Source organism: Alkalicaulis satelles (assembly GCF_008630495.1).
Lineage (GTDB): Bacteria > Pseudomonadota > Alphaproteobacteria > Caulobacterales > Maricaulaceae > Oceanicaulis > Oceanicaulis satelles.
Genome location: NZ_VWOJ01000003.1, coordinates 233,807 through 247,072 on the forward strand (window position 1 = coordinate 233,807; position 13,266 = coordinate 247,072).

The window sequence follows — 13,266 nt, forward strand, 5'->3', positions numbered from 1 at the left end:
ACGTCATGCTCAACTTCACCCGCAAGCTTTTCGGCTCGTCCAATGACCGTGTGGTCAAGCGGATGCGCCCCCTGGTGGAGAAGATCAACGCGCTCGAGCCGGACTTTGTGGCGCTGGATGATGACCAGCTCAAGGCGAAAACCGCCGAATTCCGCCAGCGGCACGACAACGGCGAGAGCCTGAACAAGCTCTTGCCTGAAGCCTTCGCCGCCGTGCGCGAGGCCGCCCGCCGCGCCCTGGGCGAACGCCATTATGACGTGCAGCTCATGGGCGGCATCACCCTGCATGAAGGCTCCATCGCGGAGATGAAGACCGGCGAGGGCAAGACGCTGGTGTCCACCCTGGCGGCCTATCTCAACGCCCTGCCGGGCCGCGGCGTGCATATCGTGACGGTCAATGACTATCTGGCCAAGCGCGACTCTGAATGGATGGGCCGGGTCTACGCCAAGCTCGGCATGACCACCGGGGTGATCGTCAACGGGATTTACGACGAGGAGCGCCGCGCGGCCTATGCCTGCGACATCACCTACGGCACCAATAACGAGCTGGGCTTCGACTATCTGCGCGACAATATGAAGTACTCGCTCGCCGACATGGTCCAGTTCGGCGGGCGCCCGGTGGAGAAAGCCGGGCACCATTTCGCCATCGTGGACGAGGTGGACTCCATCCTCATCGACGAGGCGCGCACGCCGCTGATCATTTCCGGGCGCACCGAAGACCGCACCGATTTCTACAAGACCGTCGACACCATCATCCCGCACCTCAACGAGGAAGACTACGCCATCGACGAGAAGGCGCGTTCGTGCACCTTCACCGAAGAGGGCAATGAGCATATCGAGGAACTGCTGCGCGAGCACGGCCTGCTGGAGAGCGGCGATCTCTACGACATCGAGAACGTCACCACGGTCCACCACGTCAACCAGGCGCTCAAGGCCCACAAGCTTTTCAAGAAGGACAAGGACTACATCGTGCGCGACAACGATGTGATCCTGATCGACGAGTTCACCGGACGCATGATGCCCGGCCGGCGCCTGTCGGAGGGCCTGCACCAGGCGATCGAAGCCAAGGAGCAGGTTGAGATCCAGCCCGAGAACCAGACGCTGGCCTCCATCACTTTCCAGAACTATTTCCGCCTGTACGCCAAACTGGCGGGCATGACCGGCACCGCGGCCACCGAGGCTGACGAGTTTGCGGCCATCTATTCTCTCGGGGTGACGGAAATCCCCACCAACCGGCCGGTCCAGCGCGTCGACGAGGAAGACGAGCTCTACCGCACCGCCAAAGAGAAGAACAAGGCGATCCTGGACGCCATTGAGGACGCACACAAGACCGGCCAGCCCATCCTGGTGGGCACGGTGTCCATCGAGAAGTCCGAGGTCCTCTCAGACCTGCTCAAATCCAAGAAGATCAAGCACCAGGTGCTCAATGCGCGCTATCACGAGCAGGAGGCGTCGATCATCGCCCAGGCCGGCGTGCCGGGCGCGGTGACCATCGCCACCAACATGGCCGGGCGCGGCACCGACATCAAGCTGGGCGGCAATACCGAGTTCCGCGTGGCCGAATGGCTGCAGGCCGAACAGGGCGCAGGGCGCGAGCCGGACGAGGCCGCCATCGCCGCCAAGACCGCCGAGATCCAGGCCGATGTGGAAGCCAAGAAGAAAGAGGCGCTGGCCGCTGGCGGGCTGTTCGTGATCGGCACCGAGCGCCATGAGAGCCGGCGCATCGACAACCAGCTGCGCGGCCGTTCGGGCCGTCAGGGCGATCCGGGCCGCACCGCCTTCTACCTGTCGGTGGAGGACGATCTGTTGCGCATTTTCGCGCCCGAGCGCCTGGACACCATCATGCGCACGCTGGGCCTGAAAGAGGGCGAGGCGATCCAGCATCCCTGGATGACCAAGGCGGTGGAGACCTCCCAGAAAAAGGTCGAGCAGCGCAATTTCGACATCCGCAAGAACGTCCTCAAATACGACGACGTGATGAACGACCAGCGCAAGGCGATCTTCGAGCAGCGCATCGAGTTCATGAACGCGGCCAATGTCTCTGACGTGATCAAGGACATGCGCGCCCAGTGCGCCGAGGATCTGGTCACTCGCCACATCCCGCCCAAGGCCTATGCCGACCAGTGGGACGCCAGCGGGCTTCAGGAGGCGGCCAAGTCCTATTTCAATCTCGACTTGCCCGTCACGGAGTGGGCCGCCGAGGAAGGCATCGCCGATGAGGAAATCCTGGAACGCCTGACCAAGGCGGTGGACGAGTCCTATGCCGAGCGCGCCGCCGATATCGGTCCGGAGCTGATGCGCCGGATCGAGAAACAGGTGCTGCTCCAGACCATCGACCAGAACTGGCGCGAGCACCTCCAGCAGCTCGACGCCCTGCGCTCGGTGATCGGCCTGCGCGGTTACGCCCAGCGCGATCCGCTCAACGAGTACAAGACCGAGGCCTTCTCTCTGTTCGAGGGGCTGCTGGACGAGCTGCGCTTCGAGACCACGCGCATGCTGTTCAATCTGCGCGTTGCGCCATCCGCCCCGCCCGCTGCGCCCACTCCGCCGCAGGACATCGAGGCGCGTCATATCGATCCGGCCACTGGCCGCAACACCATGGACAGCGATCCTGGCGCGCCGCCCGCCGGGCGTCCGCGCTCGCCCCTGTCCTCGCGCGCCGCCGCCACGGCGCTGGACCCGAACGATCCCTCAACCTGGGGCCGGGTGCCGCGCAATGCGCCCTGCCCGTGCGGATCAGGCAAGAAATACAAGCACTGCCACGGCCAGGTCGAAGCGTAACAAGCGACCAGGCTTGTCCGCCTGTATCGTCACTTGGCGTATGGTTCTCGCCCGGATGAATTCGGCGAGGACCCTGTGAGATGCAACGGCTCGTAGTGTGTTGTGACGGCTCCTGGCAACATCCCGGCCAGGAAACGCCGTCCAATGTGGCCAGGCTGGCCCAGGCGGTCCTGCCGGGCGATTCCATCCGTCAACTCGTCTATTATGACAGCGGTGTGGGGAGCCCCCATATCGCCGCGCCGCCACGCTGGTCCGAACGCGTGAGCGAGACTGTGCAGAACTGTCTTGGCGGCGTTTTCGGCGCCGGACTCGAGGCCAAGATTTGCAATGCTTATCTGTTTCTGGTCCTCAATCACCGTCCCGGAGACGAGATCTACCTGTTCGGCTACTCCCGGGGCGCCTATACGGCGCGGTCGCTGGCGGGCCTGATCTATTGTTCTGGGCTTCTGCGCCGGGATGCGATGACGCGGGCCCGGGAGGCCTGGGCGCTCTACCAGGGTCCTGACAAGCCCGGCTCCAGCGCAGCGAAAACCTTCCGCGAATCCTATGCGCCCCGGCCATATGTGACGTTTCTGGGCTGCTGGGACACGGTCGGCATGCGCGGCATTCCCAATATCACCGGCGTCAACGCCATCAATCAGATCGTCAATCGCGCCCACGCCTTTCACGACATGGTGGTCAATAGAGAAATCGGCGCTGTGCGTCATGCCTGCGCCATTGACGAGCCGCGCCGGGCCTTGCCCTTGACCGATATGGAGCCGCATCCGGCCTCGGCGCCTGGTCAGATCAAGCAGGCCTGGTTTCCCGGGCCTCATGGAGCCGTTGGCGGGGGCGAGAAGCGCCATGAAGCATTGTCCGGTCTGGCGCTCGACTGGATGGCCGGTGAAGCGCAAGCCCGCGGCCTTCAGTTGGACTGGAGCAGGCTGAACCGCGGAGAGCCCCGTAATGCGCTGGCCGATTATCATGTCGGGTTCGGCCTCTTGTCGCTGCTGGGCCGCCAGGCGCGCACGCTCCACCTCAAAGGCGCGTTCGGCTTTCATCGCGGGGTCAGGGCCCGCTGGGCCGGGCGCCCCTATTATCGTGAGACCCGCACTGCGCTTCATCACTTCGCCTCGCAAGAACGCTGGCGGGACTTCCCCGCGCCGCAGACTCGCGCTTGACTGCCCCCAATACAGCGCGCCCAGAGAGACGCGCCCAAAACGGGGAGACTCATCATGTATCAATCCATTCTTACGCCGGTTCTGATCCTGATCGCCTGGACGCTGGTGATGTGGCTGTGGATGTACGCCACGCGCATTCCCGCGATGAAGAAGGCCGGCCTCAACCCCGCCAAGCTGAAGGAAAAGTCCGAGCTGGACGTGCTGCCGCGCAGCGTGCGCCAGATCGGCGACAATCATAACCATCTGCACGAACAGCCCGTGCTGTTCTATGCGCTGGCCTTCTACATCCAGCTGACCGGCTCGGGCCAGGACGCGATGATGATCGGGCTGGCCTGGGGCTATGTGGCGCTGCGCATCGCCCACAGCCTGTTCCAGGCGCTGGTCAATTTCATTCCGGTCCGGTTCGTCATCTATTCGCTCGCCTCGATCCTGCTGATCATCATGACGGCGCTGTGCGTTATCAGGCTGCTGTGAGCCCCATGACCGGCGCGACCCTCTACGGGCTGAAGTCCTGCGACACCTGCCGCAAGGCGCTCAAGGCGCTCGATGCGGCAGGAATTGCAGCCACTTTCACCGATGTGCGCAGCGATCCCGGCCTGGCCGCCCGCCTGCCCGGCTGGCTTGAGGCGCTGGGCGCAGAGGCTCTGGCCAATACCCGCTCCACCACCTGGCGCGGGCTGGATGAGCGCGAACGCGCCCGTCTCGCCAGTGATCCGGCAGGCCTTCTGGCGGACCACCCCGCCCTCATCAAGCGCCCGGTGATCGAGGCGGGCGGCGCCGTCCATTGCGGCTGGACGCCCGCCGCCCGCGCCGCCCTGGGGCTGGGCTAGGCGCTGAACTGCGGTCAACTGCCTGCTTGACGCCAGGCGGGCGGGCGCTGTTTGTCATCGGTTCACAAGGGTTGCGCCTGCGGCCCGGGTCTGGCCAATAGCGGGCCGGGCGCAGCGACGGGACGGATCAGATGACGCCAGAGGCTCTTCAGCCTGCCGCGCGCGGACCCCGGCGTTTGCTGGCGCGGATCCGCGATCTGATGGCGGTGCAGGAGGACGCGCAAAAGCGCCTCGACCGGCTGACCGACATCATTGCAGAGGAAACCGGCGCAGACGTGTGCTCGATCTATCTGGTGCGCCCGTCCGGCGCGCTGGAGCTGTCGGCCACCCATGGCCTCAAACCCGAAGCGGTGCACACGACCCGGCTGAAGCCCGGCGAGGGCCTGGTAGGCCTGGTGGCGCGGCGCGCCCGGCCGTTTTCGGTGGAAAACGCGCCCGACCATCCCAGCTTCTCCTACCGGCCCGAGACCGGCGAGGAGCCGTTCAAGAGCTTTGTCGGCGTGCCGATCCTGCGCGGCGGACGGCTGGTGGGCGTGCTCACCACCCAGACCCGCGCCGTGCGTCCCAGCACCGAAGAGGAAATCGAGAGCCTGCAGACCGTGGCCATGCTGCTGGCCGAGATCGTCGCCTCGGGCGATCTGGTCAGCGCCGAGGCCTTCTCCGGGCTGGAGCTGCGCCTGTCGCGGCCCGAGCGCTTCCAGGGCCTGGCCCTGTCAGGCGGGCTGGCGCGCGGGGTGGCGGTCAAGCATGAGCCCCATGTGCGCCCGGCGCGCATGGTGGCCGAAGACGCGGTGGCCGAGGAAGCCCGGCTGGAAGACGCCATTTCGCGGCTGCGCCGGTCGGTGGACCAGCTGCTGGCGTCCGGGCGCGCGCCCATGGGCACGCCCTCGCGCGAGGTGCTGGAAGCCTACCGCATGTTCGCCAATGACCGCGGCTGGCTGGACCGGCTGCACGAGGCGGTGCGCGCAGGCCTCACCGCCGAGGCCGCCGTGGAGCGGGTGCGTAACGAACACCGCGCCCGTCTGATGCAGGCGCGCGATCCCTATTTCCGCGAACGCCTGCATGATCTGGAGGATCTGGCCAACCGGCTTCTGCGCCATCTTGACCGCAATGGCGGCGAGGACGGCCGCCTGCCGGAGAACGCCATCGTCATCGCACGCACCATTGGTCCGGCCGAATTGCTCGAGCTTGACCGCTCGCGCCTGGCCGGCATTGCGGTGGAGGAAGGCTCCCAGACCAGCCATGCCGCCATTGTCGCCAAGGCGCTGGGCATACCCATGGTCGGCCAGGTGGAAGGCGCGCTCGACCGGGTGGAGACCGGCGATCCGGTGATCGTGGACGGTGAGTTCGGCCTCTTGCACGCCCGCCCTTCGGAAGAGGTGCGCGCCGCCTATGACGAGCGCATAGAGAGCCTGGCGGCCCGCCGGCGGGTGTATGCGGGTTTGCGCGACGCCCCGGCCATGACGCGCGATGGCGTGCGCGTGGCGCTCACCGCCAATGCCGGCCTGCTGGTGGAGCTGATGAGGCTGGAGGAAAGCGGGGCGGAAGGCATCGGCCTGTTCCGCACCGAGTTCCAGTTCATGGTCTCCGACACCCTGCCCGGCCTGAAGGCCCAGATTGATCTCTACGCCGCCGCGCTGGACGCCGCCGGGGACCGGCCCGTGGTGTTCCGCACGCTGGATCTGGGCAGCGACAAGGTGGTGCCCTACACGCGCGCCCTGCGCGAACCTAATCCGGCGCTGGGCTGGCGCGGCTTGCGCATGGGCCTCGACCGGCCCGGCCTGACCCGCTACCAGCTGCGCGCCCTGGTGCGCGCAGCTTCGGGCCGGGCGCTCAACGTGCTCTTCCCCATGATCACCGAGCCGCGCGAGTTCGAACAGGCGCGCGCCATGCTCGACATCGAGCTGCGCCACGCCGAACGTCATGGCCACACCCCGCCCGCCAGCGTGCGCGTGGGCTTCATGCTGGAAACCCCCGCGCTGGCGTTTGCGCCCGGACCCTGCCTTGACCTCGCCGATTTCGTGTCAGTGGGGGCCAATGACCTGATGCAGTATTTCTTCGCCGCCGACCGCCAGAATCCGCGCGTCGCCGGGCGCTATGATCCGGTCAGCGCGCCGGCCCTTGGCCTGTTGCGCACCGTGCGCGAGGCCTGTGACCGCGCAGGCAAGCCGGTCAATGTGTGCGGCGAACTGGCGGGCCGGCCGCTGGAGGCATGCGTTCTGGCCGCGCTGGGCTATCGCGCCCTGTCCATGGCGGCGGGCTCCATCGGTCCGGTCAAGCGCGCGCTGGGGGGGCTGGATGCCGCGCGGTTATCGTCCTGGCTGGACGAGGCCATCGCCCGCCAGCGCCCCGATCTGCGAAAAGCGCTGCTGGCGGCGGGAGAAAATGCCGGTTTACCTAAAGAAGCTGTTGATGAATTCACAAGCATTTGATTGAATGCTCTTGCAGCGTGGCGTGTGCGCCACACTGACGAGGGGGCGCTCTTTAGGGGCGCGAATCAGGATCAAGGCGCAGATGGGAAAGCTCGACACCTCCCTGGCGAATACCGCCTATGTGCCTATGGACGCTGTCTTTTCGCCCCCTGTATGCGGATCGGAGGATGAAGCCGGCATGACCCTTGGCGAGCGCCTCCGCGAGGCCCGTGTGAGGGCCGAACTGACGCTGGACTCCGCCGCTTCCCAGACCCGCATCAAGCGCGATTATCTCGAAGCGCTCGAGTCCATGGACCCGCGCGGCCTGCCTTCGCGCGCCTATGCGGTGGGTTATCTGCGCACCTATTCAGCTTTTCTCGGCCTGGACGCGGCTGGCTGCATCGACCAGTTCAAACGGGAGGTGGAGTGCGAAACCGGCCGCTCCCAGCCCACTGCGCCCCAGGAAAAACGCGAAATTCGCCTGCCGCGCGGCACGATCGGCACGGCAGCCATCCTGATCGCCGTGGTGGCCATGGCTGGCTGGTACGGCCACTACATCTCCCAGCGCGAGACCCTCACCGCCGCCAGCCAGCCCATGGAAGCGCTGATCAGCGCCGAGGCCAACGCCGAGGCGCGCATACCGCGCGCCCCCGCCCGGCCTGATGAAATCTGGGCCGGCCTGCCCGGTCCGCGCAGCGCAGGCGCCGTGGTGCTGGAAGCCGGCGCGCCGGTGCATCTCGAAGTGCGCGACGCGTCGGGCCGCATCCTGGTCTCGCGCCTTCTGGAGCCCGGCGATATCTACCGCGCGCCCGACGAGCCGGGGCTTGTGATCTCCGCCAGCGATGCGGGCGCCGTGCTGATCCGCGCGGCCGGGCGCCCGCTGGGCGCGCTGGGCGAGCGCGGCGAGGCGCTAGACAACGCCCCGGTCTCCGAGTTTCTGCTGGCCGCCATGAGCGGCCAGGGCGGACGCTGACCCCCTCGCGCGAGTGCGCGCAGCAGGCTATATCCATGCCCAGAGCATGAGGCATGATCCCGCATGGCCATTGAAGCCCACACCAAAGTTCGCCCCTGGCGCATGATCGACCGGCGCCAGAGCCGCCAGATCCATGTCGGCAAGGTGGCCGTGGGCGGCGGCGCGCCGATCAGCGTGCAGTCCATGACCAACACGCCCACCACGGACGCGCGCGCCACGCTCAACCAGATCCGCCAGCTCGAAGAGGCCGGGGCCGATATCGTGCGGGTGTCGTGCCCGGACCCCGAAAGCACCGCCGCCTTCCGAACCATCGCGCGCGAAGCCAAAGTCCCGCTCGTGGCCGACATCCATTTCCACTACAAGCGCGGGATCGAGGCGGCCGAGGCGGGCGCGGCCTGCCTGCGCATCAATCCGGGCAATATCGGCAGTATGGACCGGGTGCGCGAGGTGGTCTCCGCCGCGCGCGATCATGGTTGCTCCATCCGCATCGGGGTCAATGCCGGCTCGCTGGAGCGTCATCTGCTGGAGAAATATGGCGAGCCCTGCCCCGAAGCCATGGTGGAGAGCGCGCTGGACCATGCGCGCATCCTCGAGGACCTGGATTTTCGCGACTACAAGATCTCGGTGAAGGCCTCGGACGTGTTCCTCACCGTGGCCGCCTATCAGATGCTGGCCGAGGCCACCGACGCCCCCCTGCATCTGGGCGTGACGGAAGCAGGCGCCCTGCGCACTGGGGGGATCAAGAGCGCCATTGGCCTGGGCAATCTGCTCTGGGCCGGAATCGGCGACACCATACGGGTCTCGCTCAGCGCCGATCCGGTGGAGGAGATCAGGGCCGGTTACGACATCCTCAAATCCCTGGGCCTGCGCACGCGCGGGGTCAATATCATCGCCTGCCCGTCCTGCGCCCGGCAGGGCTTTGACGTGATCAGGACCGTCGAGACGCTGGAAGAGCGCCTCGCCCACATCGCCGAGCCCATCTCGCTGTCGATCATTGGCTGCGTGGTGAATGGCCCGGGCGAGGCGGCCTATACCGATCTCGGTTTTACCGGCGGCGGCAAGGGCGCTGGCATGCTCTATTTCGCCGGCCAGCAAACCGAAAAAGTCTCCAACGAGGAGATGGTCGAACGCATCGTCGCCGCCGTGGAAGAGCAGGCGGAAAAGCTGCGCACGGCGGCGCCGGAAGCGGCGGAGTAAGGGCTGGCCCTCGCGCTCGCCGGTGAGTGACGGGCCTCCAGGCGACCGAAAACCCCTCAGGCCGCCATGGCCGGGTCTGGTCCCGAGACCTCCAGAAACGCGGCGGCCTCGTCCCAGCTCTGGAACGCGCGCGCGGGCACCCCGAGCGCCTGTATGCTGCGCGAGGCATGGGCGGCGTAGAGCCAGGTGCGCTCATTATAGAGATAGGCGAACCGTTCCAGCTTCTGGATGGCGGGCCCGGTCAGGCGAAAGAAATCGGCGTATTGCGGCGGGCTGAGGACCAGATCGGCCTGGCGGTAATCGATCACGACGCTGGCGTATTGACCGGTCCCGATCCGGTCTATGAGGCGCTGGGCGTTGTCCATAGTGGTCTTGAAATGTGTGTGACCGATGATGCCGATATACCGGCAGTCAGGCGCAACATCACACGCATGAATGATGGGACCGCTCATGAACTCATCCGTGATCAGGACCAGAACTGCATGCGCTAAGTATCTCAGGCGGTGATGAATAAATCTTTCCGCTAGTGGCCGGGGCCGGGGCGGCGCGCCCTATATCTGCCCACCCTCAATCGCCTCCCACCCCACCGGCTCGGCATGGCGCACGGGCCGGGCGAGGCGTCGGCCCAGCACGGCGTCCAGATGCTTCGGGGCCAGGCCGTGGCCGGGGCGGACCGAGCGCACATCGCCCTCGCCCAGCACATGGCCGGCGGGCAGGTCTCGGGTGAAGTAGAGCGAGCGGCGGAACTGGAGATTGGCGGCCTCGCTGGGCTTGGGGCCGTAGACCGGCTGGCCCAGCGCCGCATGGGCGCTGCGCACGGCGCGGGCGAGGCGCGCAAACTCGTCCGGCTCCAGCGAAAACGCCGCATCCGGCCCGCCGTCTGAGCGGTCCAGGGTGAAATGCTTCTCGATCACCGCCGCGCCCAGCGCGGTGGCCGCGATGGCCGTGACATCGTCCAGCGTATGGTCTGACAGGCCCGCTGGCGCGCCGAACCGGGCGGGCATGTCCGCAAGAGCGGCGAGATTATAGTCATGGGCCGGGGCCGGATAACCGCTGACGCAGCGCAGGACCGCGACCCCGCCCGCACCGGCTGCGCGCGCCGTCTCGACCGCTTCGGCGATCTCGTCTTCGCGCGCCATGCCGGTGGAAATGATCAGCGGCTTGCCGGTCCGGGCCGCGCAGGCGATCAGCGGCAGGTCCACGATTTCAAATGAGGCGATCTTGTAGGCCGGCGCGCCCAGTTCCTCCAGCAGCGCCACGGCGCTGGGGTCGAAGGGCGAGGAGAAGATGGTGATCGCCCGCTTGCGGGCATGCTCGAACAGGGCCTTGTGCCAGTCCCAGGGGGTGGACGCCTCCTGATAGAGATCATGCAGCGTGCGCCCGTCCCAAAGCCCGCCCTCAATGGTGAATTCGGGCGCATCGCTTTTGAGGGTGATGGTGTCGGCGGTATAGGTCTGCAGCTTGACCGCATCAGCGCCCGCATCCGCCGCCGCGTCGATCATGGCCAGCGCGCGCGACAGCTCGCCCTTGTGATTGCCCGACAGCTCCGCGATCAGAAAAGGCGGCTCGCCCGGCCCGATGGCGCGTCCGGCGATGGCGAATCCGGGAATGGCGGAACCGGCGCTCATGATGCGTCTCCTGTCTGGGCGATCTCAGCCAGCAGCCCGGCGCGCCGCGCGGCCCAGCGCTCTAACGTCAGAGCAAGCTGAACGGCCTTCACCGGCCCTTCGGGCGTGTCGCGCATGATCTCGCCCGTCTTCTCGAACCCGAACGATTCATGGAGCGTGATCACCCGGACATTCTCCTGGCGCACCTCGCAGGCGAGGGTCTCGCGCGCCATCGGCCCGAAGACGAGCTCCAGCGCCAGAACCTCCATCCGCCGGCCCGCCCCGCGCGGGGCGCCCGGCGCGGCGTAGAACCACCAGCTGGCCGATTGCGGACCGGCAGGCGCTTCGACACCTACCACGCCAAGCTCGGCGCCCGACTGCACGGCGATGAACATCTGACGGGCCGGATCGGACATGAAGCGGGTCCACCAGGCCGCGTGTTCAGTCTCGCTGATCTCATGGCGTGTATACATGGCTGCGCGCACTTCGGGCGCATTACGCCAGGCGAGTATACGCTCCTGATCCTCATCATCCACGCGATGAAGCGCGCCGATCCCCTCAATCATGATTTCGGGCTCACTGCGCATCGAGCGCCTCCGCCACACGGCCCGCGCCTTGCCCGTCCACCAGCGCCAGCCCCGCACGGGCCATTTTCACACGCCGTTCCGGATCAGCCAGCGCCTCCAGCGCCGGGGCGAGCGCGGCGGTCCAGCCCGGCGCGCGGGCATCCCCGATCAGCACCGCCGCGCCCGCCTCGTCCAGCGTGCGCGCAGCCAGAAACTGGTTGTCCGCCAGGGTGATGATCAGGGACGGCAAGCCCATAACCGCACGCTCCAGCGCACTCATCCCGCCCGCCCCGATGGCGAGATCATGCGACGCCATCAGCCCGGCCATATCCCGGCTATCGGTGATCAGACGGCCCCGGTCGCCACGCTGGACCAGCAGGCGGGAGACCGCCTCGACATGCGGCGCGCCCGCGCCCAGCACGACGGTGATATGAAGGTCAGAGCGCCCAGCGAGCGCTTCAAGCACCGCGCCGGCCATATTGACCGGATCGGTCCCGCCCGGCGCCAGCAGCAGGCGCGCCAGCGGGCCGGGCTTACGCTCGCGCCGCGCCGCCGCAAATTCCGGCCGGATCAGCGCATAGTCTGGCCCGATCAGGCGCCGGCAGTCCTCTCCCACACGCCCGTCATAATCGCTGGCCGCCCGCCCCGGCGTCTGGTCGAGCAGGAGCGCGCAATCATGGGTGCGGTCGGCCAGATCATCGATCACCATGACCCGCCAGCCCGGCGGACAGGCCGCGCGCTCAAATTCGGCGTCCAGCCCGTAATGATCCACGATCAGCCAGCCTGGCGGGCCGTCTGAGAGCGCCGTGCGCACCTCCCCCGCATCGTCCGCCGCGTGCAGATGAAAGGCAAAACCGGCCTCGGCGATGCGATCCAGCCCCGCGCCGGGCAGGTCGCGGCAATGGAACTGCGCCTGCCAGCCACGGTCCTTCAGGGCCTGCGCCAGAGTCAGGCAGCGCATGAGATGGCCCGCGCCGATGGCCGCGCCGGCGTCACAGCGAAAGCTCGCACGCCTCATGGCGCGTCCAGGCCCAGCGCGCGGAACATCAGCTCGGCGCGGGCCCAGTCCTCAGGCGTGTCGATATCCCAGACCCGGCTGGCCGGCAGCACCACGGGCCGGGCGCGCGGCGTGAACACCGGGCGGCGCTCCAGCCAGGCGTCGCGCACGCCCCAATAGAATTGAGCCGCGTCGTGATAGGCCTCTTCAAGGTCCTGGCTGCGGGTATGGAACTGGCCGGGATCGAACATCTCGCACCCGCCCTCGCGCGTCACGCGAAAGGCGCGCTGGATGGGAAAGCCGTAGCGGGCCGCCGAGAACACATACTCCACGCCCGGCTTGCGGATCAGGTCGGCGCTGGCGCGCAAATCCCCGGCCTGGAGGAAGGGCGCGGTGGCGAACAGGCAGCAGGCATGGGCATGGCGCTCGCCCGCCGCCTCCAGCGTCTCCAGGGCGTGGCCGATCACATCGATGACCGGCGTGCGGTCATCAGAGAGATGGTCAGGGCGGATGAAGGGCGTCTCGGCGCCATGTTCGCGCGCCACGGCGGCCAGATCGGGATCGTCGGTGGAGACGATCAGCCGCTCGAAACACCCCGATTCAAGCGCCGCCCGGATCGGCCAGGCGATCATGGGCCGGCCGCAGAAGGGAGCGAGATTCTTGCGCGGGATGCGCTTGCTGCCGCCACGGGCGGGAATGATGGCGAGCGCCATGGGCTGGCCCTTGTATGGACTGACTCCATGGT

Annotated in this window: 12 protein-coding genes; 7 read left to right on the top strand and 5 right to left on the bottom strand. The window is 67.3% G+C overall.

All coding sequences use genetic code 11. From position 1 onward, the window contains the following. Positions 1–5: 5 nt before the first annotated feature. From secA to ispG, 7 genes are all read left to right on the top strand, one after another. On the top strand, positions 6–2,780 hold the full coding sequence (secA, locus tag F1654_RS11100) for a preprotein translocase subunit SecA (RefSeq protein WP_150023613.1): 2,775 nt from the start codon (positions 6–8) through the stop codon (positions 2,778–2,780). An 80-nt stretch (positions 2,781–2,860) separates the two neighbouring features. Next, entirely contained in the window at positions 2,861–3,940 is a 1,080-nt protein-coding gene (locus F1654_RS11105; RefSeq protein ID WP_150023614.1) for a DUF2235 domain-containing protein, read from the top strand. A gap of 54 nt (positions 3,941–3,994) precedes the next feature. Next, a complete protein-coding gene (locus tag F1654_RS11110) occupies positions 3,995–4,414 on the top strand; it encodes an MAPEG family protein (RefSeq protein ID WP_150023615.1) in 420 nt (139 codons plus the stop codon). A 5-nt stretch (positions 4,415–4,419) separates the two neighbouring features. Next, positions 4,420–4,770: an ArsC/Spx/MgsR family protein gene (locus tag F1654_RS11115; protein ID WP_150023616.1), complete on the top strand. Its 351-nt coding sequence runs from the start codon at positions 4,420–4,422 to the stop codon at positions 4,768–4,770. Between the two features lie 131 nt (positions 4,771–4,901). Then, complete coding sequence (gene ptsP / locus F1654_RS11120; RefSeq protein WP_150023617.1) at positions 4,902–7,202, top strand: phosphoenolpyruvate--protein phosphotransferase; 2,301 nt, start codon at positions 4,902–4,904, stop codon at positions 7,200–7,202. A gap of 178 nt (positions 7,203–7,380) precedes the next feature. Further along, entirely contained in the window at positions 7,381–8,154 is a 774-nt protein-coding gene (locus F1654_RS11125; protein ID WP_233205257.1) for a helix-turn-helix domain-containing protein, read from the top strand. 63 nt (positions 8,155–8,217) lie between these two features. Continuing rightward, positions 8,218–9,351 (top strand): flavodoxin-dependent (E)-4-hydroxy-3-methylbut-2-enyl-diphosphate synthase, encoded by a 1,134-nt coding sequence (ispG, locus tag F1654_RS11130; protein ID WP_150023619.1) that lies wholly within the window; start codon positions 8,218–8,220, stop codon positions 9,349–9,351. A 56-nt stretch (positions 9,352–9,407) separates the two neighbouring features. On the opposite strand, the gene F1654_RS11135 is transcribed toward ispG, so the two are convergent. From F1654_RS11135 to pseF, 5 genes are all read right to left on the bottom strand, one after another. Next, the gene (locus tag F1654_RS11135; RefSeq protein WP_150023620.1) at positions 9,408–9,803 is read right to left on the bottom strand and encodes a hypothetical protein; all 396 of its coding nucleotides are present in this window, start codon (positions 9,801–9,803) and stop codon (positions 9,408–9,410) included. Between the two features lie 99 nt (positions 9,804–9,902). After that, positions 9,903–10,979 (bottom strand): pseudaminic acid synthase, encoded by a 1,077-nt coding sequence (gene pseI, locus F1654_RS11140; protein ID WP_150023621.1) that lies wholly within the window; start codon positions 10,977–10,979, stop codon positions 9,903–9,905. Then, complete coding sequence (gene pseH / locus F1654_RS11145; RefSeq protein ID WP_199200555.1) at positions 10,976–11,524, bottom strand: UDP-4-amino-4,6-dideoxy-N-acetyl-beta-L-altrosamine N-acetyltransferase; 549 nt, start codon at positions 11,522–11,524, stop codon at positions 10,976–10,978. Before pseH ends, pseI begins: the two co-directional genes overlap by 4 nt. Positions 11,525–11,534: 10 nt before the next feature. Further along, on the bottom strand, positions 11,535–12,542 hold the full coding sequence (pseG, locus tag F1654_RS11150; RefSeq protein ID WP_150023623.1) for a UDP-2,4-diacetamido-2,4,6-trideoxy-beta-L-altropyranose hydrolase: 1,008 nt from the start codon (positions 12,540–12,542) through the stop codon (positions 11,535–11,537). Next, positions 12,539–13,234, bottom strand: coding sequence for a pseudaminic acid cytidylyltransferase (pseF, locus tag F1654_RS11155; protein WP_150023624.1), 696 nt, complete (start codon positions 13,232–13,234; stop codon positions 12,539–12,541). Before pseF ends, pseG begins: the two co-directional genes overlap by 4 nt. Positions 13,235–13,266 lie beyond the last annotated feature (32 nt).